We start from the raw sequence: 22,931 nt of genomic DNA on the forward strand, positions 1-22,931 counted from the left end.
AGTGGAGTTACCGAATCTTGAATTTTTCCATTTTAGCATGCAGGGTCGGCCGGGATATACCGAGTAATTTCGCAGCGTGCGACCTGTTTCCCTGGGTCATGACAAGGGCTTCCTGGATGAGAAGCGCAGCAACGTGATCGAGACTGGAATCAAACAGTCTTTCTTGGTTTTCCGTTCGCAAAAGAGCGCGAATCCATGATTTGAGATTCCCGGCAATTGCCTGATTTACCGTATCACCCTGCGCTGTCTTTTCCTGATCAAGGGTAATATCTTCTGGTAAGAGTGGCGCACCTCGGTTGAAGATCAGGGCTTTTTTCATGCTGTTCGACAGCTCGCGAATATTACCGGGCCAGTCGTACTGTTTAATTTTATGCAGTGCCTCGGCGGTAATACCGGGGTTGGCGAGGGACATTTCAGCCGACAACCTGGTCAGAAGATATTCGACCAGGGCATCGATATCCTCCTTACGTTCCCGGAGAGGGGGCATGGTCAGGGTAACCACGCGCAGCCGATAGTATAAATCCTCCCGGAAAGTTCCCGCGGCAACGGCCGCCTCCAGGTCCCGATTGGTTGCGGCAATAACCCGGACATCTACATCGATCGGCTCCTTGCCACCCAGTCTTTCGATACTGTTCTCCTGCAGCAGCCGGAGGAACTTGGACTGGATACTCAGCGGCATGTCGCCAATCTCATCGAGAAAGACCGTGCCTCCCCTCGCCTGTTCGATTTTACCGACCCGTTTGTGCACCGCACCGGTGAAGGTCCCTTTTTCATAGCCGAACAGCTCACTCTCCAGCAGGGTTTCCGGTATCGCAACACAGTTGACAACCACATAGGGTTTATCCGCTCGATTGGAATGGTTGTAAATTGCCCGCGAGGCAAGTTCTTTCCCGGTACCCGACTCGCCCCTGATCAGCACCGTCGCATCCGTTGCCGAGACCCGGCCAATAGCTTTATACACCTCCAGCATGCTGCTGCCGCTGCCGACCAGCGCTTCCCGGCCGGAGAAAATTTCTCCATCGGGATTGACGTCAACCGGCGAGGACATGCAGTGTCCGGCGGCGACCGCTTTTTCGATAACGAGCAACATATCCGGGACATCAAACGGTTTGTAGATATAGTCAAAAGCGCCTTTCTGAATAGCTCCGATGGCGGTTTCGGTGCTGCTGTACGCGGTGATGATAATGACCGGAAGTTTTGGAAACAGGTCATGGATCACTTCGAATACCTGCAGTCCTCCCATATCCGGCAGACGGATATCGAGAATAACCAGGTCCGGCGGTTTATTCTTTACCGAGTCGATTCCCTCCCTGCCGGTAAAAGCGTTTTCGGTCTGATACCCTTCCTGCGACAGTATTTTAGCAAAACTTAAACCCAGCGGCTGATCATCGTCAATTATCAGAATCCGATTCATGATCCTCTCCCCCTATCGGCAATAAAATGGCACATTGCGTCCCCTCGCCCGCATTGGAGGAAACAATGAATTTACCGCTGTGCTCCCGCACAATTCTGACCACGATACTGAGACCAAGACCTGAGCCGTCTTCCTTGGTAGTAAAAAAGGGAGTGGTCACCTTATCGATGATCGCTTCAGGAATTCCCGGCCCTGTATCACTGACGGTGACGGCCATGACATCACCGAGTTTCGCATGCGTCTCATGCCGTTCGGTGATGGTGATACGGCCACCGGTTTCCATCGCCTCGCAGGCATTGATCACCAGGTTAACCAGTGCTTCCTTGATCCGGTCGACATCCACTCGGACCAGTGGCAGGTCAGGTTGAAACTCATACTGCATCGCAACGTTATAGGCCTTCAGCCGATATTCCAGCAGGGTCAATACCGAATTGATCACATCCCCCAGACGACATTCTTTCAACCGGAGTTTCGGCGGTCTGGCAAATTCGAGAAAATTCTCAACAATTCGGTCTATTCTGGCAATTTCATCGGAGATAACCTGCAGATCTTCCTCCTGGGTCTCCGTCAGTTTGAGGGAACGCCCCAGGGAAAACATCCTCATTTTTATTGAAGTAAAGGGGTTTCTGATAGTGTGCGCCACCCCTGCCGCCAATTCTCCTACCATCACCATGCGTTCCGCCTGCAGCAAGTTCTTGCGACTTCTGGCCAGTTCATTGCTGGTCTCGCCAAAATCCCGCATCATCCCCTTGAGCGAATGGGTCAGGGAATGCACTTCATCTTTAGAGCTTTCCTGGGCGGAACTGCCCGTCTCAAGGGCCAGCCCCCGAATCGGACCAAGAATGTGCCGATAGAGGATAAAGAGAAAGACTGTGCCCAACAGGGTAAACATGGCAATGGCGATAAAGGCGACCGCTCGCAGATTTTGCGAAAGAATTTTACTCCTTTCTTCGGTTTTAACGATGACCCGCCACTGGTCCTCGCTAAAAGCCCGGCAAAGCCCTAAAACCCCAAAGAAAGCATCTCGCTGTTTTTCATGCAGGCTGGAAATACTCCCATGAAAACGGTCGCTTTTGTAATTTTCGATGGCTCGGTCCTTTTCCTGGGTATACACTCGGTATTTATCAGAAATAACCTGTAAGGCCTCGCGCTGCTTGGGGGTAAGATCCAGGCGCTGGGCATCTTCAATGATCTGATAGAAAATCTGCCGATACTCGCCAAGCGATTTCAGCCATTTTGCGTCACCATCGACCAGATAATAAGTGAGGAGTCCCTTTTGATTGGCCAGTGCCAGCTCCATATTCTGAGCGGTCTTGTACAGGATGAAATCCTTATTGACCATGGACACCAGCACGGTATCCATCTGATGCGTATACCAGAGCATGCTCCCCCCGCCAATCATCACGATGATGGCAATCGCACTGAAAATAACACCTATTCTGGACCTCAGACTTAACGCAGCCAACATGCCTCTCTCCTTACGATACACCAGGCTTTCCGTTCATTTCAACCTCGACAAACGCTGAAGACTCCTCAGAATCCACAGCTGTTCTGAGGAGTACTTTTTTTCTGTCAGGATGTCAAATATTAGCTTACAGCACAAGGAAAGCTCAAAAAAAGCTGGTTCTCTTCAATGCGGCAGGAGGCGGCTATCTGTTCGGCAAGGGCTTTCTGATCATCGTCGGGATAGTTTGCAAAAGGATGGGCAGCACCACTTTGCACAGTAAAGCAGATGGTGATTTTCGGTGTCTCGTCTTCTACCTCAATAGCGAGGGTGCTTCCTTCTGTACTGGCTTGAAAAAGAGCCAGCACGGTCAGATAAACGAGCGATTCAAAAGTAATAAGATACGTAGAAAAGGCAATATCGGGGGGGCAGTGCAGGGTTGTGGTAATATTTTTCATCGCGGCCTGGCGGTCAGTCAGAGCAACGACCAAGGCAAGCGTTTCCTCGAGATTGCCATGGGCGACATAGTTATCCGCACTATGGGCGAAACGGTTGAGATTTTTCATGATGATATTGGACCTGTCGACCTGTTTGGCGATGGTCTTCGTAACGGCGTGTACCCGCTCTACCGCCACCCCGACACCTTCTTCCGCCATATGCGCAAAATCATCGAGCAGTCCGGCGTTTTCATTGATTATCGACAGGGTATTTTTTATCTCATGGGAGATTGACGCCGAGATCTTGGCAAAGACCTGCACGCAGATCCGGTCTGTAGTAGCTTTTTCCATAATTGTTTCGGTCTCCAGCTTGGGAACATGTTTTCAACTGCCATCTTTCCAATCATCAAAAAATTAACTTCGGCGCAATCAAGGTATCACACAGCAGACTTGCCATCAGTTTTTTCGCTTTGCTTGCCTTTCGATTGAAAGGCATCTTCAATTTTACTGATCAACAGATTGAGATCCACCGGCTTCATGATATAATCGAACGCCCCCAGTTCCATACCCTGCCGTCCCGCTTCAAACGAACCGTGTCCGGTTAAAATAATAACCGCCAGGCCGGGATGGTTCTCCTTGAGACTGGCCAGAACCTCCAGGCCGTCAAGGTCAGGCATCTTCAAATCCAGAAGCAGAACATCCGGTGGATCCTGTTCAATCGCGGCCAGCGCTTCTTTTCCAGAATTGGCCATAGTCGCGGCAAATTTTCGCAGGTTGAGCCTGGTGACTATGGTTGAGGCGAACTCGACTTCGTCATCGGCGATCAATACTTTGAGATTATTTCTTTCAATTGTTGTCATGTTCTTCACTGTGTATGGGGAGAGTTATGGTAAATGCGGTACCCTGACCGACATGCGACCGTACGGTGATGTCGCCGCCCAGTTTTTTCACTAAACCATAGGTAATCGATAAACCCAGCCCTGTCCCTTTGCCCGTCTCCTTGGTGGTGAAAAACGGTTCAAAAATATGCGGCAGGATTTCGCTGTCTATACCGGAACCATTATCCTGAATGACCACCCGCACTTCTCCGGCAACCAGATGGGTCATAATGTTTACCAGGCCATCCTTGCCGATGGCATCGATTGCATTGTTAATGATATTTAAAAATATCTGCTGCAGCTGGAGGTGATCGCTGGTTATGAGCGGAAGATCCTCCTGCAGCTGGAGTTCCAGGCGGATACGGCTGTGCATCAGCGAATTCTCCAGAAATTGCATCACTTCCTTGATAACGTCATTCACCTGCAGAACCTCATCATGCACATCGGCACGCCTGGCAAAACCGAGCAGGCGGTGGGTGATTGCCTTGCATCTTTCGACACTCTGGTCAATAACCTTGAGACACCCCTCGATAGCCTTCTTGTGCTCAAAATCCGGCGAGATAAGGATCAAGTCCTCGGCAAGTCCGGTCTTCTGGTTAATTATCGCCAGCGGGTTGTTGATTTCATGGCCGACACCTGCAGCGAGGCGGCCGATCGACGCCAGTTTGTCGGTGTGCTCGGCTTCCTGCAGCATCGTCAGCTGCATCTCATCGGCCTTACGAATAAGATTGGTAAGCATGGTAACAAGGCCGTAGACAACCAGCAGATTAATCACCAGACAAGCTATTACAATGATAAGAAGTCTGGAACGAAAGGTCACCCAGTCCTGATGATGGACATATCTTTTTTCAACCAGAATCACCGACCATGGCGTATTTTTGATTTTGCCCTTGGCATAGAAAATATTTTCTCCTTCTTTTGACACACCCTGCTGCAAGCCGGGCTTGATATCGGCTACCAGTTGGGTGAGGTTCTGACCATAATTTTCCGATGAGGTTTGCAGGTAGCCGGCATCATCGACCAGAAACAGATCATCCGAGGCGTTGGTTTTAATCGTATTGACAAAATTTTGCAGCGTTACCGCATCAATGGTTGCCCGCAGAACCCATGTTTTCTTTGTGGTTGGATCATGATTCGCAACAGCAATGGCAAAATGCGGCACATGACGATAGCCGGTATAGACATGGCTGATATACACTCCCTTGTCAATAACCTCCTTAAACCATTCTTCTTTAGAGTAATCAGTACCTTCCAGGTCATAGGGTCCCCAGTAGGTTTGCTGGATACCTGATTGATTAATAACCCCCAGATCGGCAAAATACTCATACTGGCGTTTGATTCTGGCAAACAGTTCCTCCAGATTTTTGCCGGTGGTCAGTTCAACGTAGCGATTCTTACGGGCAACAAACACCACGACCGATTTGAGACTGTCGATCAGCGCTTCTATTGCGTGACTCGAACCCGTCAATCGTGCTTCCAACTGGCCACGCTCCTCCTTCTGCAGAAGATCTTTGTAGTTGTAATAGCCAAGACCGGCAGTCATTATGACCGGTCCCATGGCAATGGCTATCATGACCAGAAAAAGCAGCAGGCGAAACTGGCTGTAGCTTCTCCGGTGAAGGCCAAAATTGATCGAATCCTTAAATGTATCGGGCAGGATTTTATGCAGAAAACCAGGTAATGCATTCATAATGTCAACGATTCGTCCTTATTTGAATGTAATATTTCTCCCTGAGACAGGGTACCGGCAACACCTTTTTCAACCGCTTTTCGCCAGTTTCCTATGACAGCATCCAACACGGCCACTTTTTTCCAAACCAGAAAGTTGTAATGCACTTCCTCAATGCCACCACAAATGATATCGGTAATGTTTTCTTCGACAGCCATCTGGCACAATGCTTCATCGGATGATCTTTCCATGATGATCATTTTCGGTTCCCCGATAACGTTGCCCTTGTCAAACTGAACCATAAGAACCTCCGTGGCCAGATCAAAACGTGGGGCAACAAAATCTCCCTGAATGAGGACCATCATTTTTTGCATCATTTCCCCCCTGCTATTGCTGCAGCCCGTATTTTTTCATCTTACGCCAAAGCTTCATCCGGCCCCAGCCGAGTTCTTCAGCGACCCTCGTTCTATTGCCCCGGTGATCTTTGAGGATATCGACAATCAACTGACGTTCAATTTCCGACCAGCTCTCACGGGCATCTGAAGGTGCCGTATATCCTGCCGCGCTATCGATCTTTTTCGCTTCGCGAGAAAATTCTCTGGGGGAGCTGTCCGCAGCGGGAATCCGATCCGCCTGCTGGTCAAAAATATAGGGAGGCAGATGGTCCGGATTAATTTTTTTTCTGGGGCAGATATTTACCGCATATTCAACAATATTACTTAACTCGCGGACATTGCCGGGATACTGGAAATTCAGCAGCGCCTGCAGGGCTTTGGGGGCAAAGCCAAGAATTGGCTTGTTCAGGGCTTTGGTAAATTTTTGCAGGAAATAGTCAAGCAGGTACCGGACGTCCCCCTCGCGTTCCCGTAAGGGCGGCAGATGAATCTGCAGCACATTGAGCCGGTAAAAGAGATCTTCCCGGAATTTATGTTTACGCACTTGATCGCGAAGCGGCCGATGGGTTGCAGCAATAATACGGACATCGACACTGATTTTATTTTCGCCGCCAACAGGGACGAACTCGCGGTCATCAAGGACCGAGAGAAGTTTTACCTGCAAAGGCAGCGGCATGTCACCAATTTCGGTGAGAAAAAGAGTTCCTTTGTCGGCAAGGCTGAACATCCCCGGCTTATTGCGGGAGGCCCCGGTGAATGCCCCCTTAACGTGGCCGAAAAGCTCAGATTCCAGCAGACCTGGAGGGAGGGCGCCGCAGTTGACCTTGATGAACGGAAATCTTGCCCTGGACGACTTCTGGTGAATGATTTCGGCAACCTTGTCTTTTCCTGTGCCGGTTTCCCCGGTAATCATGACAGAAGTATCCGTTTGGGCCAGCAGCAGAATCATATCAAAGACCTTCTGCATCTTTGCACTGTGGCCGATCATCTCCATTGTTGAATAATTGGCGATCCCCGAACTATTGACAATTTCCCGACCGGAGAGATCTTCGACAATAACCAGCAGACCGCAGTGTCTGCCGGCATTGTCATCCAGAACAGCGATGGAGTATTGTACGGCGATTTTCCGGCGATACGAATTAATGATATCCCCGGTGACGGAGACAGACACCCCGGTCTGCATTACGTTGCTGTACAACTGTCCCCTGCTGTTACCGGTATTCGAGCGGATAATCAGTTCCCCGTGAATACCGGCAACGCTTTCGGCATCATAGCCGGTCATTGCCTCCAGCAGCCGATTTAAGGCAACGATTCGGAAGTTTTCATCCAGAATCATTGCCGGATGCGGAAACCCTTCCAGCAACAGAGGAATATTGACATCAAAGGGGAAATTCATCTCATTTCTCACCGTTTTTTTCATCCGTCAGGAAAACTTCAGCGTCTATCCCCCTGTAACTCTACTGCATGACCAGTCGCCCGGCAATACTCCCATCAACCAGCGACCGGTATCTTGACCGCCATTCCCATCAACGGCCAGATGACCGTAATCGCCAACCAGACAACCCCCATCAGCAGAATACTCGCAGGTACTCCGTAGAGGAAAAACTGACCGGGTGTAAACTGTTTGGAGCTGTAGGCAATAGCGTTTGGTGCCGCGCCAACCAACAGAAGAAATGGCATACCGGCGGTGAGCAGGGCAGAAAAGAGAATGACCTCTCCAGCCACGCCAAGATACGGCGCGATGACCAGGGCAACCGGGAGAGAGATGGCAATTGCCGCAACGTTCATGATAAAGTTAGTCATGATCATTACAAAAAAAGCCATGCCAAGAATAAAGACGACGCCGGACGAATCCTTAAACAACTGCAGCCAGTTGATCGCCAGCCATTTAGCAGCGCCGGTGTCCCAGAGGCAGAAACCGATAGACATGGCCCCGGAGAAGAGCAGCACAATATTCCAGGGGATGTCTTCGAGGTCTTTGAGGCTGAGGATATTTAACACAAAGAATGAAATCGTCGACAGAAGCAGGATGCCGGTTTTGTCGAGTTTGGCCAGCGCCGGGACGAAATTTTTCAGGGCAATTATCAGGATAACAGAAAAAACTATCGCTACCACCAGGATTTCATCTTTGGTCCATTTCCCCAGGCCACTGTACATACTCTTCGCCCGCTCTTTGAGGCCGACGATCCGGTCTTTTTCGGGTTTACAGACAAGCATGAAAAAAGCCCACAGCAGAAAAACCATAAGCCAGCCAATCGGGAACATATACATGGTCAGTTGAAAAAAGGATATATCTACATGCATGATATCCTTGTAAAAACCTAACGCTACCGCGCCGCGGGCCGCACCGAGCAGGGTGATGATACTTCCGGCACCGGCGACATAAGCCATGCCGATAAACAGGCCTCTGCCAAAGCGAGTCGGCCCTTCTTCATCAGTATAAAGGGCATGAATGGCCATGAGCAGGGGAAACATAGTCGCGGCGACAGCGGTATGGGCCATAAGATGGGTAAGTAAAGCGGTCATCACAAAACAGCCCAGATAGATCATGCTGGTCCGTTCACCGATGATGGAGAGCATCTTGTAGGCAAGACGTTTGGTCAATCCGGTCTTGGTAAAAACCATACCGATGACCAGCGATCCGAAAATAAAGAGCACCGAAGGGTCCATAAAATCTTTGAAGGCCACTTTCGGATCCCGAATGAGGTAGAGGGCCTGAAGCGTGCCTATTAAAAGACTGGTAACCCCGATTGGGACGACCTCAAATACCCACCAGACGGCCGCAAGCCCAAAAACGGCCAATGCGCCTTTCGCCTCTCGACTCAGCTCAAAGCTGACGCCCAGAGGATCAATGGCCGCTGCCCAGGGTGGAGAGTAATAAATCCCAAAAAAAAGTCCGATGCCTAACAAAATAAAAAACACACGCTTCCAGTCAATTCGTATCGGTTTTCCCTGACCGAGCTTATTGACTCCGACCAGATCGGAATTTTCCGCGATATCCTTTGAAATCGACATAATGTTCACCACCTCTATTGTACCACGCCTTAATACGTGGAAAAGACGCAAGAATAGCATTCCGCAAAGATTGTCTGCGGCGCTGATCGTTTATTTGTAAATCTCAGGCAGCTCTTTTGCCTGGCAGAACGAATTCTCCCAGCATACACAGCCCGGGAGGTACAGTTACCAGGATTTAGTCTTGAGGATGTGGTCGATTTCCGCCATCGATTGCTTTTCCAAAACCAGAATCCGCTTGGTTTTCATTTCATCGATTTTCTCCAGAAGTTCTTGCATATTGACAGGTTTTTCCAGAAAATCCTCAGCACCGAGCTTCATCGCTTCTATGCCCGACTTGACAGTTCCCTGCCCGCTCAGCATGATAATTTCCGCATCCGGATGACTTTCCTTGATCCTTTTCAAGGTTTCCAGACCGTCCATGCCGGGCATGGCAAGATCGATGACAATGGCATCATAATTCTGTTTGTCCACCAGATTAACAGCCTCTTCTCCCCGGGTTGCCCCGGTTACTTTCAGACCGCGCATCTCTAATCGCTGGGCGAGAGTTTTGATGAACTCTTCTTCGTCATCCACCAGTAAAACCTTGGCTTCCAGTTTTTTTTCCATCGTTGCCCCCTCTGTCATGAAGAAATATGTATATAATTGATAGTGTGTTAAAAAAATAACACCGCTCTGTTTTAAGCAACCGAGGCTTTCTTCTGCATTGCATGAACCTTGTCATTGGCAGCCTTAATGGTTGCAGAGAGCTCTTCTATATTAACCGGCTTATTCATGTACGCAAATGCCCCAAGCTTCATACATTCTTCCATATCTTTGGTCGTGCCATGCCCCGTAAGAATGATAACCTCAATATTCGGGGCGATTTCCTTGGCCTGCCGGAGCACCTCAATGCCATGCAGTCCCGGCATCTTCAGATCGAGAACCATGACTTCAGGGCAATCCTCAGCAATCAAGTCCAGGGCCTGCTGGCCATCATAGACGCCATATGTGCCGACATCCCGGCTGATCAGACGCTGGGAAACCGTCTGGACGAATTCCCGTTCATCATCAACAAAAAGAACCTTGGAGGGCAATTCAAATTTTTGCTGGCGGTACACCGTTTCAACATAGCTTTTATGCTTCTCGATGGTAATTTCCTTGATGCCGGGAATCTGCCTGATAAGATCGGTAAGATCCTGTTTCAAGCCATTAAAATTGAGAACGCTGTTTTGGATGACCAGGGTAACATTGCCCTCTTTTGCTTTGATGCCCAGCTTATGGCCATGGGCCAGGAGGAGGTTCTCGATTTCGGCGACCATCTTCATATCCTTGACCGCACTCTGGGACTCGGGGGTACGCAAAACTGAAGTTCGGTGAAAACAACTGAGTATTTCTTTGGTTACTTCTCGGTGGTCTTTTGCTTCAACCGGCACAACCAGATCATAGAGTGAGCTGTCGTAGGCTTCTTTGGCAAAAAGAAAATCGGTCCAGCTGAACGCGCTGATATCATGGTTGCGAATCTTCTTTTTTGCTTCCCCTTTGCTCAGTCCCATCTTGATCGCACGGTCAATCCGCCCTTCTTTCTTGTCGACAACCAGGACTCTTAATACCTCTGTGACTTCAGCCGGAATGAGAGAGGTGAGGAAACCATGGAACAGATACTGTTCGGGGGCGGCAAGTTTATCAGCGAGCACCATGCGGAACATGTTGACAGCTTTCTCTTTTTCAAGAGTGAACTGATTGAAAACCGATGTCCTGCTGTACATCATTTTCTTCAGACGTTCAGGATCCCCGCCAAATCTTGCAACCGTGTCGCCAAAAAGGTTTTCATCGGTGTAGACTTTTAAGGTAAGAATACTCGATAATTCGCCGATAATGCCCGAATCGAGTGTCGAAAGACATGGAAATAACGCTATTGATGACATGTGGTTCCTCCCTGATAAAACGTTTATGGTATAAACTGTATGCAAACCTCGCGATTTATTCTTCATTTTCTATAAAGCATAATTCATGCCAAAATTTTTTATACATAATTCATCGTGATTACATAATGTTACACTATGATACGGTCACATGGTAACACTGTACTGTTTTGTAACATATACTCATGATGTATCGTTTCGTATCACTATGTATCTCCACGATATTTTTGCTTGATGCCCCTCCTGCCGGGAGAGCTGCCTGAAACTGCACCGAAGATTCCAACCCATTGTATTTATTACTCTGTCGGTTGTATCAAAGGCCGAAGTGTCAGCAATCTTTACAGACTGGAAAGCATCTTGTCAGTCTGTGGCCATCTGCTGGTTGAAAGATATGGCATTATGACAACTCCCCGAAGGTATGAGAAGATTCATCGCCGTCTTTTTTCCGATGATCGCATCCACCCGCCGTTTCATCAGGTCAGCAAACCTGCACAACGAGAAAACGCACAGGAAACGGCAGGGTGTCGTTCCCCCGACTAGTGGCACAATAATTGCTCCTTTTTCTTGAGAGCCGGCTCCGGCATTTATGATGCTCTTGCAGGATGCAAATAATCTTCAGGGCACAGGACACATCATTTGTCCATATGGTAATGACTTGGGAGTGAAGGGGGTTGAAATGACTGATATTGGGAAAGTAATGGCTTGTGTTGATCTGTCTGACTATACCAGGATGACCATCGAGGAGGCAGTGACGGTCACGAGAGGATTACCGGCGGAAATTGTACTCTTGAATGTCATCAACAACCGGGATGTCGAGGCGGTCAGGACCGTAAGCCCCTATCTTCCGGAGGGCCTTTCTGTTGAAACCTACATTGAACGGGCAAGTACAGAACGTCGGGAGCACATTAAAGAAATCATTGATCAATTTTTTCCTGCCGAGAAACCACGCATGAGGATTGTTATTCACGTTGGCATTCCATACGAAGCCATACTCCGAGCCATAGAAACGGAAAAAGTCGACCTGGTTGTGCTGGCCAGCAAAGGAAAAAGTAATCTTATCGGCACGCTGCATGGATCAAACGCGGAGAAAGTGTTCCGACATTCCCCTGTTCCCGTGCTGAGTGCCAGAAGCCGGGAAAATTTCAGCAGGAAGCGTTTTTAGGGAGAAAAACAATGAAAAAATTGGATAAAATTATCGCCGGTATCGATTTTTCTGTCTATTCCGCCAGGATTTTGCAATATGCGGCAGGGATCGCTGAACGGAACGAGGCTGAACTCATTGCAGTAAGCGTCATTAATAAACGACAGATTGACTATATAAAAGAAGTATGCAGACATGAGGACCCCGGCACAATCACCCTGGAAAAATTCATCAACGATGAGACCAGGAGGCGCACCGTCAATCTAGAAGATATGTTTCGTCAGTACGTCCCGAAAATGGTTGCCACCAGATCAATCATCAGAAGCGGTGTGCCCTTTGAGGAGATTCTCCTGGCTGTCGCCGATGAAGAAGCCGATCTGGTCGTTATCAGTTCAAAAGGGAGAACAAATTTTAAAGATTACATGTTCGGTACTACTTCGGAAAAAATTTTCCGGCATTGCCCGGTATCGTTACTGAGTTTAAATCTGCGGCAGTAATGCAAACACCTGAACGGATTCACTGGTGAAGCGATGTGTCAAGGAGGCGACTGAACACGGTATGGTAATGGTGCTGGATATGCATAATGAGGAAGAGCTCAGACAGAACCTGCAAAACTCTGTCCTTTTCAGGGATGTCGCAAGAGAAGAAATCGACCACATTATCGACGCCGGCCAGTGGCGAAGAGTCAGACAGGGTGAGTACGTCTACCGTCAGGCTGAAAATGACCGCAAATTTTATATCGTTGCCGAAGGGGAAGTGGAGCTGACCCTGAATTCCGAAGGAGACAGCCAGCTTATTGTCGGTCATATCGGCCCGGGCGGCCATTTCGGTGAAACGTCGCTTTTGACCAACAGCGGCAATCGCCTGAACGTCCGGGCTATGAGCGAGCTTTCACTGCTCTTTTTTGACGCCGACACCTTCAATTCAGTCCTGTTGAACAACAATGCGATACAGCGGCAACTGAGTATCGCCCTGGCAAATCGTCTGCGGGTCTCATTCCATGACCATGCCCAGGCTCTCAGTAAATCGAAAAATTCCCGCAATAACGGCGACGACAAGCTGGATTCGACGTTTTTTTCGGAGACGAAACATTTTGCGGGTGGCGAAAAAGCATTTCTTGACAGCGAACGCGGCTCCCGCCTTTCGGAATCGACCATTGCCCGACAGATAAGAAAAGCAGTCCAGCGGTTCAGCGACAATCTTGCTCCGGTACTCCTCACCGGGGAAAACGGCACCGGACGGCGGATGGTTGCCTATGAAATCCATCGGGCCAGTGCCTATAAAGACGGCCCTTACATCGAAATTGATATCAGGGAAATCGATCCAGCACAGCTGGAAGTAGAGCTATTCGGCTATGCGCGCGATTCCTCGGCGTTTTCCCAGGTCGACCAACTGGGAGTATTTGAACGGCTGCAGGGAGGGACTGTCGTTTTAAACAATGCCGAATACATGGAACCTGATTTTCAGCGGCAGCTGGCCACAATCATCAGCAAAAAAGGGTTCTGCAAGGTGGGCGGCGGCACCAGAGTGCCTCTGCGTTCGCGGCTTATCCTGATCTGCCAGGACAAACCCCGCCAGGAGGACGGTCATGACCGGCTGCTCCCCTCACTCTATTCCCTCGTCGCTGACCAGCATTTCCGGGTGACCCCCCTACGGGGACACCGCCGTGATATTCCGCGCCTGGTGCAATACTACCTCAAACGCTATAGCCTGCAATACGCCAAGAATATCAACCGGGTCGACGAGCAGACCATGGGCATGTTCATGAATTACGACTGGCCGGGCAATCTGACCGAAATGGCCAGCGTGCTGCAGCGTGCCGTTATTCTGGGCAAGAGCAATGAACCGCTCAACCACCAGAACCTTCTCGGGGTGCCCAAGTCCGAGGGCAAGTGGGAGTTCAATCTGCTCCGCCTTGCCCCCATACGCGCCTTTTTGACGAGTCCGCTTTTCCCGGTACTGCCCAGGGCTATCGTCGGCGCCTTTTTTATCCTCGTCCTGGCGATTTTGTTTTTCGGTCCGGTCGCCGGGGAAAAAAATATCGGCCTGACCCTCAGCTGGGTGGTCGGCTGGCCGCTGCTGATCTTTGCCTTTTTTTTCTTCGCCCGCACCTGGTGCAGTGTCTGCGGTCTGTCCGTTCCCGGCTGGCTGGCCCAGAAGCTCCTCAAGCCCGAGAGGCCGACCCCGCAGATAATTCGCCAGTATTCCGGCTGGATAATGACTGTTCTCTGCATCACCCTGTTCTGGATCGAGACCGCCTGGAATGCCTATGCCTCCCCGCGGCTGACAGCCTGGATCATCTTCACCATCACGCTCAGCGCACTTTTTTTCAGTGTGTTTTTTAAACGCCGGGTCTGGTGCCGTTATATCTGCCCGCTCGGCGCAATCAACGCGCTTTTTTCCATGCCATCCATTCTCGAACTGCGGGCCAACAGACATGTGTGCATGAACCGCTGCGTCGAACAACTGTGCTACAATGGCGACGAGCACGCGGCTGGCTGCCCGATGTTTCGCCATCCTTTTCTGGTGGACAACAATCGCGACTGCATCCTTTGCGGGCAATGCATCAAGAACTGCAAACTGAACTCCATACACCTCAATCTCCGCCTGGCCCCCCAGGAACTATGGAATCTCCAGTCGCCGCGCCTGGAAGACAGCGTGCTGGTGGTCAGTCTGGCCGCTATCTTTTATCCGTTTGCCATCAACCAGAAATATGCCGGGTTTACGACCGGCTTGACCAGTATGATCCATGGACTGGGACTGCCCGACAGTCAGGTCCTGGCCTCGAGCATCTTCTTTTTCGCCTGCATTATAATCTACCTGAGCGGGTATGCGGTTATGTCGAGAATAATGGCCAGGCTTACCGGAAGCAGCTGGAAAACGACGGCATCCATACTCGGATACAGTATGATTCCGCTGGTACTTGGTGCCTTCATGACTGCACACCTGGAAATCTTTGTGGGCGGCATCTGGCTGCTGCCTGCCAACCTGCGCGATATCATCGGCCTGGGCAGTGAGTACAACCCGAGCCGCCTGATAAGCTCGGACGCCACTTTCATCCTGCAACTCATTACCATCGTCGGCAGCCTGATCGCCTCGCTCTATGCGACACAGCGCATTGTTAAACGGTTGGCAGCAGACCGTTTATACAGGCCGCGAATGTTTGTACTTCCGGCCTTTTTGCTCTGTCTCTCGGCTATTGCCTACCTCAAGTTTGCATGACCTGTACCGTATTAACGTACACCCTTTTTCTTTCCTCGAAAGGCGTTACAGGGAATAACAGCGTAAATCCCTCTACATCCAGTCACTCATTGTCAAGACAGATCCCCATCTTCAAAAATGGCACACGAGAGCTCTGCCGCAGCGGCTGCAGAGCTCAATAAAAATCTCATTATAGTAAGGACGATTTCGCTTTCTCCTGGTGTGGCGAAACCTGCGATTGCAGTATCTTCTGGTCATCGCAGCTAAACTTCAGGACGTATGATGCGTAATGTTCTCATACGAACTGATCCTGCTGCGCCAGCCGGGTTTCTTGAACGGGTACTGTAATTTTCGAGAATACAGCGTCTCGACTTGAAGCCGCACGATCCGGTATTAGAATGTTCCACGGCTTTGCAACAACGGTCTCTTGTGCCCCAAAGGGTACATTTAACGGTCAGCCAGCTGCCGTTAAATCTTCGATGAACTCAGGGAAAGAATTGCGGCAGGTCAAAGGTAAAATAATAATCCCGGGCAGAAGATGCGTCCGGCAACACCCCGTTGACCTGCAATCGATTGGCAGCAATATTTATTGAAATGCTTAAAAGGATAGGCAAAAAGTGATAAACAGTAAACCGTCAGGCAGTCGAATTATACTCATCCGGCATGGGGAAACAGAATGGAATCGGTTGCATCGCTTCCAGGGACGGAGCGATTTACCTCTCAACCCGACGGGAAATAACCAGGCGCGAGCCTTGGCATCGGCATTAAAAGACGAGGCCATCACCGCCATTTATTCAAGTCCTCTGAAGCGGGCCATACAAACGGCATTACATATCGGCAGATTTCACCCGTTAACGCCTTTGATCGAAGAATCGGGATTTATGGAAATGGATCTGGGAGACTTTGAAGGGATGGAAGCGCATCGGTGGGCAGTAGAGCATCGGGAGTTTCGAAAGAGTTGGGAAGAAAATCCCGCCACCCTGACCATGCCGGGGGGAGAGAGTCTCGAGAAAGTCCAGCAGCGTGCCGTTGAAACGCTGATGCGGATTTCCGAGCCCTACCCCCCCGGCACTACTCTGTTGATCTGTGCACACAATTTCGTCATCATTTCATTATTATGCTTTGCATCGAAAACCTCCCTGAATCAATTTCGGGAGTTGCGACAGGAGACAGCGGCCCTGAATATCATTCATAGGGATGGAGTAGATTTTCAGATTGAAAAGATCAACGACTGCCGACACCTTCAGGAAGATCATGAACGTTGAGGCTCGGGTGCACTGCACATCAAAAGGTTACATCTCAAAATCAACGGCCCTTCTCTCGGCGATCACTTTCTTGCCAAAAGCAAGGATTTTTTGATGTTCGGGGTGGTTGTTATATTTTTCAAGATCATTCAAGCTGTTGAACTCTGACAGCAAGACGAGATCAGATGCAGTCTCACCTGGCAGAATATTCTTGCCCGTTTTCAAGCTGACAATCTCATCGATTACGCCGACAAGCGCTTCCAGTCTGGAGGCGAACTCATTTATGTTTTCTTCCCGCGTGTTGTTCAGCGCACTCTCTTTGAACTTCCACATTACGATATGCTGAATCATGATTTCTCCTGAAGATACTTTGGGTAATTATTATCCTGCCGGAATTATCTACTCACCATCAGAATATGACTCCCCCTGAAACAAGTTATGTTTTTCCGGGTTGTCATTGAGCGGTATAGTTACAAGCAGGCTGTTTGCAGTGATACAGGTTCGTTTGTTATTTTTTCGGTAATATTCTGTTGAGCAGCTCCGCTGTGCTGCGACATTTACTCATTGACTCCGGCTGTTTATCAAACTCTGGCGGCAACATGTCGGGCGTAACTTCCGCGACAAAACCATTGTTTTTAACAACATTTCCATCAGCGCAAGTCCGACCGTACGTACAGCGGTAACACTGAGAATAGGCACCCACCAGAAACTTTGCAACGGTGTTCATTTTATTCATAGTCATAAAATGTTCGACTATTTTTAACACCTGGCTGTTTTTTTCATCAGAAGAATAGCCGGTGGACAAAACGACGGCAAGTTTGTCTTGTAACAGAAATGCGCCCCGATGACGGAAACAAAAACATCGTTCCAGCAGACAATGGGATAAGCCATTGGGAACGTCGTAATAATTGGGGATACCAAATATTATGGCGTCGGCTCGCAGCATTTCCTTGGCTATCACCTGAAAATCATCATTTACAATGCATCTGTTGTCAGTTATACACCCCAGGCAGCTGATGCAACCACCTATATGCTTTCCTGCAAGAGAAATATATTTTGTATCGCCATCACATTCAGCAAGCACCTCTTTGACAGCACTTGCAGTAATTCCATGTGGTCTTGGACTTCCCGATATACCCAAAATCATGTCAATACCTTCGCATTTTTTATGGCTGCGCCTCATCCAGCAACACAGTCCGGCTCAGACCTGTTGCCCACTACCGAAAAAAAGACAACAAATCCGTAATACGGAATCATGTAGAAAGCCGCTAATGTTGCCGCCAGCGGCAGGTTCATGTGCACGGCCAGGGCGATGATTAAAATATTATTAACCCAGACCTGGCTGCCTGACGCTGCTACCCTGTAAGCCCAATTCCTTGTCCGTGCTGCCCCCCATCCCAGCAGGGCCAGTACCATAGCGAGGGCAACAGAACAGATTGCACAATAAAGAATCTGCTCAGGGTTGCTTTTGAGATAAGGAAGATATCGGCCGAGAGCCCCGAAATTAATACCTGAGATCACCACCAGTGAAATCGGATAACTCATTCGATTCATCGGCACAAGCAGGCCCGGCATAACCATCCTGAAGAGAAATGCTGCAACCAGTGGAACAAAAATAATCATGCCGAGAAACAGGGCCATGGCAGCAAGATCATAGCGCAGGGTGGTATCGGACAATACGTCTACCATCACCGGCAGGCTGATCGGCAAAAGCAGGCTGGTCACCACGGCCATGACCAGACAGTACGAGATATTGCCCCGGCACAACGAAGTAAAGAATGGGGCTGACACGCCTGTGGAGGCCCCGGCAAGCAAAAGAATGGGGAGTGCCAATGGCGGATACAGTGCAAGAGTCACCCAATAGGCTATTGCCGGTGCAACCACCAGGCGCAACAGAGTGCCCCAGATAAGCCCTCCCCAGCAGGATATCAGGGCCCTGCCGACATGAGCCGGAGATATTTTTATAAAGGCCAGAAAGAGCATGGTCATCATCAGGTACTTGATGACCTCGGAAACAACAGCAGAACTCTCGGGAAAAAATATCCCTCCAAAAAGAGAACCATAGAGCACGGCGATCAATATATAATCTTTCTTTCCCATCCATCTTTACCTGAAAGGCGACAAATAAAGATGCCGGCCTGTTTCCCGCATCCACCCTTTTCTGGAATCGATCATTTCGTCCCTACAGACAACGAATACCACCGAGGTTCCACTGACAATGCCCACAGGGGACACTGCTGCCATAACAATCATTGGCAAAATGATTTTCATCATTGACGAGTGTAGCGCACGGCCCCTGGGAGCAGCTCCAGCATGGGCTGTAGTTATACTCCCCGGCTTCTTTTCTGAAATCTTTATACTCTTTCTGTCGCCATATCTGCTCGAGTGGTTGCTCGGAAATATTGCCAACTATTCGCTTTTGAACATGGATATCTTCATTCAGCACCCGGCAGGAATAGGTGTGCCACAGAAAATGACAGGGCATTACATCACCGTTGGGGGCAATAAATGTCGCGTTGGTCTCAAGAAAGGGACAATGTCGCTGGGAGTCCGCTTGCAGCGGTGGGAGGAAAAGCTCAATGCCTCGGCTCTTCGCCAGATGTTGCGCTTTGTTGAGATAAGGCTGGATCTCGTTCGTCAGCTTTTCATTGTGAGCTGCCAGTGTATCGAGGTTCAGTCGGATATCATTGTTCTGGGCCTCTTGCCGCATGTCGAAAAAAAGCGGCAAAATTTCACCATCAGTCTGGGTCCCGGCAGATTTTCGGTACGTGCCGATGCTGCCTGCGAGGTCAATGCCCCTGGCGGTTGCAATCTGGTTGTACTTATTGAACAGCCGGACAGCTTCCGGCGTGTTGGGGTTAAACAGATTGGCACTCTCTGTTGCTTTATCATATAAAATAAGGTGGGTCGTAAGAATATAATCTACCCCGTTATCCGCGGCCCAGGCAACCAATGCGGGCAAATCATAAATGCTTGTTTTGGACAGAACCATCTCCAGGCCAATTTTAAGCGTACCGCCAACCTTCTTTTTTGCCCAAAGCAGGTTGGCAACGGCTTCTGCAACTGCAGCAAACGAATGCTCCCCTTTACCAACGTTACGGCGCAAAACATTGTCATCGAATCGGTCTACGGAGAGGCAGAGGGAATTCAACCCCGCCTGCACCAGATGTAAAGCGGCCACTCTATCAATCAGTAAACCGTTACTCTGTAAGCCAATCGTCGCTTCTCCCGACATCCGTTCACGGGCCAGACGAATGATTTCTACTAAATCTGCATGCAGCGTGGATTCCCCGATGCCGTTAAGAATAAGGGTATCCGCATGGAGTAGAGAGGGAAGCAGACGTCGAAATACGGCCACGTCCATATCGGCTTCTGCGATACAACTGCCAGCCATGTGCTTTACACACATCTGACAATGCAGGTTGCAGCGCGTGGTGAGTTCCACATAAATTTTCTGAGGGGAATGCTCTGTTGTGTTCTTCATAATGAGTTCAATATTTTTTCTTCCGAGCAGGCCTGGTACGTATGATAATTCCCGGCAAAAGCTGATCAGATATTTTCGTTTGATCAGCCATGCGAGAGACACTGTCAAAGCTTATTCAAACCCGCACCACCTCGTAACTGTATCAACGGATTCACGGGGAGTTTCCAATCGATTTGCCGGGAAATCCCAATTGGGATATCCAATGGCAATAGCGATTACGATTTGTTTAATTTCAGTAATATTACAGAATTTTCTTACTATATCAGGGTACATTACGCCCTGCTCTTCAATGCACGTTCCAAGGCCGTAGTGCAAGGCAGTTAAACAGATAGTCTGGGTAACCGCCCCGATGTCAAATATCGGTGTTCCCTCAGCGAGCATTCGGTCAACACAGATAATTATTGCCGCGGGAGCATTAAAATAACGAAAACCTCGCTCGATCCATTGCGAGCGTTTATCTGCGTCCTCTTTTTTAATATCCATGAGCTGAAAAAGAGACTTGGCGAGCTCTATCTGACGCAGGCGATATACACTGTCTGAAGGCCAACCCGCAACACAATGTTCCGATCGAGGTTTTTCACCGGCTGTTAATTTATCGACAGCCGCTTGTCTCATCGAATCCAGGGTGTCTTTTGCGACAACAGTGAATTCCCACGGCTGCGTATTCATGGCTGATGGCGCACGGCATGAAATTTCAAGGATTTCTCGAAGAACATTCTGCGGCACCGGATCATCTTTGAAGTCTCTGATACTTTTTCTCTTTCCAATCGCTTCGATAATATCCATTGCAGTCTCCCCTGTTGATTGTTTCAGTAGTTGCACTGTTACAACCTGTCCGTAGCAAGATGTGCTCACTTGAGCTTTGTGAAGGGAAAAATACTCCAGTGCGCGCCGTTCATGTCACATCATGTATACTTTTCTCAGTCGTGCCGCTATTTCTTTGCCGAGGTTTTCGGCCGCCTGCCATGTGTCTTTCTGGTCCTCGACCTGGCAAAACTTTTCCGGGGTGATTTTCGTGTCGTCGCCAAAGACCCATGGCAAAGCACTCATAGGACAGCTCTGGCCAAAGCCGCAAACCATACATTCCGGATTTCCCGTCACTTTAAGCTGGCCCAATACTTCCATGCCTTCCATGGTCAACGCCTGGGCGACTTGATTGCTCGCCTCTTCCAGCCCAGGCGCACCCCGGCCGATCCCGGTCACTACCGTCACAGCCAGTTTTCCACGATTGAGGCCGTTTTGATGGCGAAGGGAAAAGAGTCTTTCGAGAAAGGCCTTGGTGAATGCATCAATACTCGCATAGGGAGGATACCCTCCCACCACAATTGCACCTGCATGTTTCACCTTTTCCGCTATCTCCTGAAAGTCGTCTTTCACTTTGCATACATTGTCTTTCGTGCAGCCAAGACAGGCAATGCACGGTTGAACCCTGCGCTGGGACAGCTTGATAAATTCTGTTTTCAGACCGGTGCTTTCCAGCACAGCCTTGATTGTCCTGTCGGTGTTTGAATTCTTGATGGGGCTGCCCGAAATTCCAATTACCTGTGGTTTCATTATCTACTCCCTGGAATACGTTATTAAGAACTTTCAGTCCTGATTCTGAATGATCGAGAAGATTGTTGTAACAGCTGCGACAATCTTTGAAAAGAGGCCTTCATTCTAAAAGAAGTTGCAGAAGATATCTGTAACAACTGTTACAGTGTCCAGATAAACTCGAATCCTAGAGTGGATCTACTGGATTTAACATGGCATTCTTCTTACTATTACAGCTGGTTCATCTATCAGTGACTCAACCATCCAGGCCATATTTTATCGAGGTGCACGCGCTGGTCTCTCGATAGCGAAACAGGAGGAACGGTAATGACGACCTATACGATTCACCCGATTGTCCTCGGGACCAAGGTGTTTGACAAAAGCATGATGACCTATCAGCATGGAGCTGGAGAGAGCTACACCATCCCCATCTACAGTTGGTACATCAAAGGCGGAGAGCAGCATATTCTGGTGGATACCGGCGAGATATGTCCCATCCAATCTGAAGCCCGACAAAAGGCCATCGGCGGCAAGATTTATACCTTTGAAGAGGGACTGGCCCGATTTGCCCTTACCCCAAAAGACATAGATATCGTCATCCACACCCACCTCCACAATGATCATTGTGAAAATGATTACAAATGTACCAACGCCAGGTTCTATGTTCATGAGCTTGAGCTGCAGCGTATTCACCATCCGCATCCACTGGATTTCCGCTACCTGGAGGATTATATACAAGAGGTTGAGCAAAACGGTCAAATCAGGGTTATGACCGGGGATACGCAAGTGGTACCCGGGATCACCTGTCTGCATACCCCAGCGCATACCGATGGTGGCATGAGCGTGGTTATCGACACTGTGCAGGGCAAGGCGGTAATTACCGGATTTTGTGTTATCCGGGAGAATTTTGAACCGCCCAGGGAGGTCCGGGCCATGGAGATGGAGGTAATTCCCCCGGGCACGCTGGTGAACGCCTGTGCTGCGTACGATATCATGTTGAAAATAAAGGAGATGGCCGACATCCTCCTGCCTTTGCATGAGCCGTCTTTTGCCGCAGTTGAGGCAATCCCCTGAGTTGCCTGTAATGGTATCTTTTACCGGGTAACTCTCCTGTAGCCAGGACCACCACAAGGTCAAGAAAATCGGCCTGACCCTGTAAAAATCGGCGACTCCCG

At 49.4% G+C, this 22,931-nt stretch carries 21 protein-coding genes; 5 read left to right on the top strand and 16 right to left on the bottom strand.

Annotation, left to right across the window (positions count from 1 at the left end; all coding sequences use genetic code 11):
- Positions 1 to 7: 7 nt before the first annotated feature.
- From FCL47_RS05115 to FCL47_RS05160, 10 genes are all read right to left on the bottom strand, one after another.
- Positions 8 to 1,414 carry a sigma-54 dependent transcriptional regulator gene (locus tag FCL47_RS05115; RefSeq protein WP_136812399.1) on the bottom strand — a complete coding sequence of 469 codons (1,407 nt, stop codon included), beginning with the start codon at positions 1,412 to 1,414 and terminating at the stop codon, positions 8 to 10.
- Entirely contained in the window at positions 1,392 to 2,882 is a 1,491-nt protein-coding gene (locus tag FCL47_RS05120; protein ID WP_136812400.1) for an ATP-binding protein, read from the bottom strand. The genes FCL47_RS05115 and FCL47_RS05120 overlap by 23 nt, the downstream gene beginning before the upstream one ends.
- A gap of 119 nt (positions 2,883 to 3,001) precedes the next feature.
- Complete coding sequence (locus tag FCL47_RS05125; RefSeq protein ID WP_136812401.1) at positions 3,002 to 3,646, bottom strand: HAMP domain-containing histidine kinase; 645 nt, start codon at positions 3,644 to 3,646, stop codon at positions 3,002 to 3,004.
- Between the two features lie 86 nt (positions 3,647 to 3,732).
- The gene (locus tag FCL47_RS05130; RefSeq protein ID WP_136812402.1) at positions 3,733 to 4,155 is read right to left on the bottom strand and encodes a response regulator; all 423 of its coding nucleotides are present in this window, start codon (positions 4,153 to 4,155) and stop codon (positions 3,733 to 3,735) included.
- Positions 4,142 to 5,863, bottom strand: coding sequence for a PAS domain-containing sensor histidine kinase (locus FCL47_RS05135; RefSeq protein ID WP_136812403.1), 1,722 nt, complete (start codon positions 5,861 to 5,863; stop codon positions 4,142 to 4,144). The genes FCL47_RS05130 and FCL47_RS05135 overlap by 14 nt, the downstream gene beginning before the upstream one ends.
- Entirely contained in the window at positions 5,860 to 6,219 is a 360-nt protein-coding gene (locus tag FCL47_RS05140; RefSeq protein WP_136812404.1) for a hypothetical protein, read from the bottom strand. The genes FCL47_RS05135 and FCL47_RS05140 overlap by 4 nt, the downstream gene beginning before the upstream one ends.
- Positions 6,220 to 6,229: 10 nt before the next feature.
- Positions 6,230 to 7,633 carry a sigma-54-dependent Fis family transcriptional regulator gene (locus tag FCL47_RS05145; RefSeq protein WP_136812405.1) on the bottom strand — a complete coding sequence of 468 codons (1,404 nt, stop codon included), beginning with the start codon at positions 7,631 to 7,633 and terminating at the stop codon, positions 6,230 to 6,232.
- A 95-nt stretch (positions 7,634 to 7,728) separates the two neighbouring features.
- Positions 7,729 to 9,252, bottom strand: a complete 1,524-nt coding sequence (locus FCL47_RS05150) for an SLC13 family permease (RefSeq protein ID WP_136812406.1) — start codon at positions 9,250 to 9,252, stop codon at positions 7,729 to 7,731.
- 165 nt (positions 9,253 to 9,417) lie between these two features.
- Positions 9,418 to 9,858, bottom strand: a complete 441-nt coding sequence (locus FCL47_RS05155; RefSeq protein ID WP_136812407.1) for a response regulator — start codon at positions 9,856 to 9,858, stop codon at positions 9,418 to 9,420.
- A 71-nt stretch (positions 9,859 to 9,929) separates the two neighbouring features.
- Positions 9,930 to 11,156, bottom strand: coding sequence for a response regulator (locus FCL47_RS05160; protein WP_167496371.1), 1,227 nt, complete (start codon positions 11,154 to 11,156; stop codon positions 9,930 to 9,932).
- A 673-nt stretch (positions 11,157 to 11,829) separates the two neighbouring features.
- On the opposite strand from FCL47_RS05160, the gene FCL47_RS05165 reads away from it, so the two are divergent.
- The 4 genes from FCL47_RS05165 to FCL47_RS05180 all read left to right on the top strand — a co-directional run bounded on the left by FCL47_RS05165 (position 11,830) and on the right by FCL47_RS05180 (position 16,760).
- Positions 11,830 to 12,315, top strand: a complete 486-nt coding sequence (locus FCL47_RS05165; protein WP_136812409.1) for a universal stress protein — start codon at positions 11,830 to 11,832, stop codon at positions 12,313 to 12,315.
- Between the two features lie 11 nt (positions 12,316 to 12,326).
- On the top strand, positions 12,327 to 12,791 hold the full coding sequence (locus FCL47_RS05170; protein WP_136812410.1) for a universal stress protein: 465 nt from the start codon (positions 12,327 to 12,329) through the stop codon (positions 12,789 to 12,791).
- A 25-nt stretch (positions 12,792 to 12,816) separates the two neighbouring features.
- A complete protein-coding gene (locus FCL47_RS05175) occupies positions 12,817 to 15,516 on the top strand; it encodes a sigma 54-interacting transcriptional regulator (protein ID WP_136812411.1) in 2,700 nt (899 codons plus the stop codon).
- A gap of 596 nt (positions 15,517 to 16,112) precedes the next feature.
- Positions 16,113 to 16,760, top strand: a complete 648-nt coding sequence (locus FCL47_RS05180; protein WP_136812412.1) for a histidine phosphatase family protein — start codon at positions 16,113 to 16,115, stop codon at positions 16,758 to 16,760.
- A gap of 27 nt (positions 16,761 to 16,787) precedes the next feature.
- On the opposite strand, the gene FCL47_RS05185 is transcribed toward FCL47_RS05180, so the two are convergent.
- The 6 genes from FCL47_RS05185 to FCL47_RS05210 all read right to left on the bottom strand — a co-directional run bounded on the left by FCL47_RS05185 (position 16,788) and on the right by FCL47_RS05210 (position 21,777).
- Positions 16,788 to 17,090 (bottom strand): Dabb family protein, encoded by a 303-nt coding sequence (locus FCL47_RS05185; protein ID WP_136812413.1) that lies wholly within the window; start codon positions 17,088 to 17,090, stop codon positions 16,788 to 16,790.
- A gap of 157 nt (positions 17,091 to 17,247) precedes the next feature.
- Positions 17,248 to 17,886, bottom strand: coding sequence for a flavodoxin family protein (locus FCL47_RS05190; RefSeq protein WP_136812414.1), 639 nt, complete (start codon positions 17,884 to 17,886; stop codon positions 17,248 to 17,250).
- Between the two features lie 32 nt (positions 17,887 to 17,918).
- Positions 17,919 to 18,839: a bile acid:sodium symporter family protein gene (locus tag FCL47_RS05195; protein WP_136812415.1), complete on the bottom strand. Its 921-nt coding sequence runs from the start codon at positions 18,837 to 18,839 to the stop codon at positions 17,919 to 17,921.
- A gap of 82 nt (positions 18,840 to 18,921) precedes the next feature.
- Positions 18,922 to 20,223 (bottom strand): radical SAM/SPASM family putative metalloenzyme maturase, encoded by a 1,302-nt coding sequence (locus FCL47_RS05200; protein WP_136812416.1) that lies wholly within the window; start codon positions 20,221 to 20,223, stop codon positions 18,922 to 18,924.
- A gap of 111 nt (positions 20,224 to 20,334) precedes the next feature.
- Positions 20,335 to 21,009, bottom strand: coding sequence for a nitroreductase (locus tag FCL47_RS05205; RefSeq protein WP_136812417.1), 675 nt, complete (start codon positions 21,007 to 21,009; stop codon positions 20,335 to 20,337).
- Between the two features lie 114 nt (positions 21,010 to 21,123).
- Complete coding sequence (locus FCL47_RS05210; RefSeq protein WP_136812418.1) at positions 21,124 to 21,777, bottom strand: flavodoxin family protein; 654 nt, start codon at positions 21,775 to 21,777, stop codon at positions 21,124 to 21,126.
- A gap of 306 nt (positions 21,778 to 22,083) precedes the next feature.
- On the opposite strand from FCL47_RS05210, the gene FCL47_RS05215 reads away from it, so the two are divergent.
- Positions 22,084 to 22,830 carry an N-acyl homoserine lactonase family protein gene (locus tag FCL47_RS05215; protein ID WP_136812419.1) on the top strand — a complete coding sequence of 249 codons (747 nt, stop codon included), beginning with the start codon at positions 22,084 to 22,086 and terminating at the stop codon, positions 22,828 to 22,830.
- Positions 22,831 to 22,931: the final 101 nt, after the last annotated feature.

The organism is Desulfopila sp. IMCC35006 (assembly GCF_005116645.1).
Classification (GTDB): Bacteria; Desulfobacterota; Desulfobulbia; order Desulfobulbales; family Desulfocapsaceae; genus Desulforhopalus_A.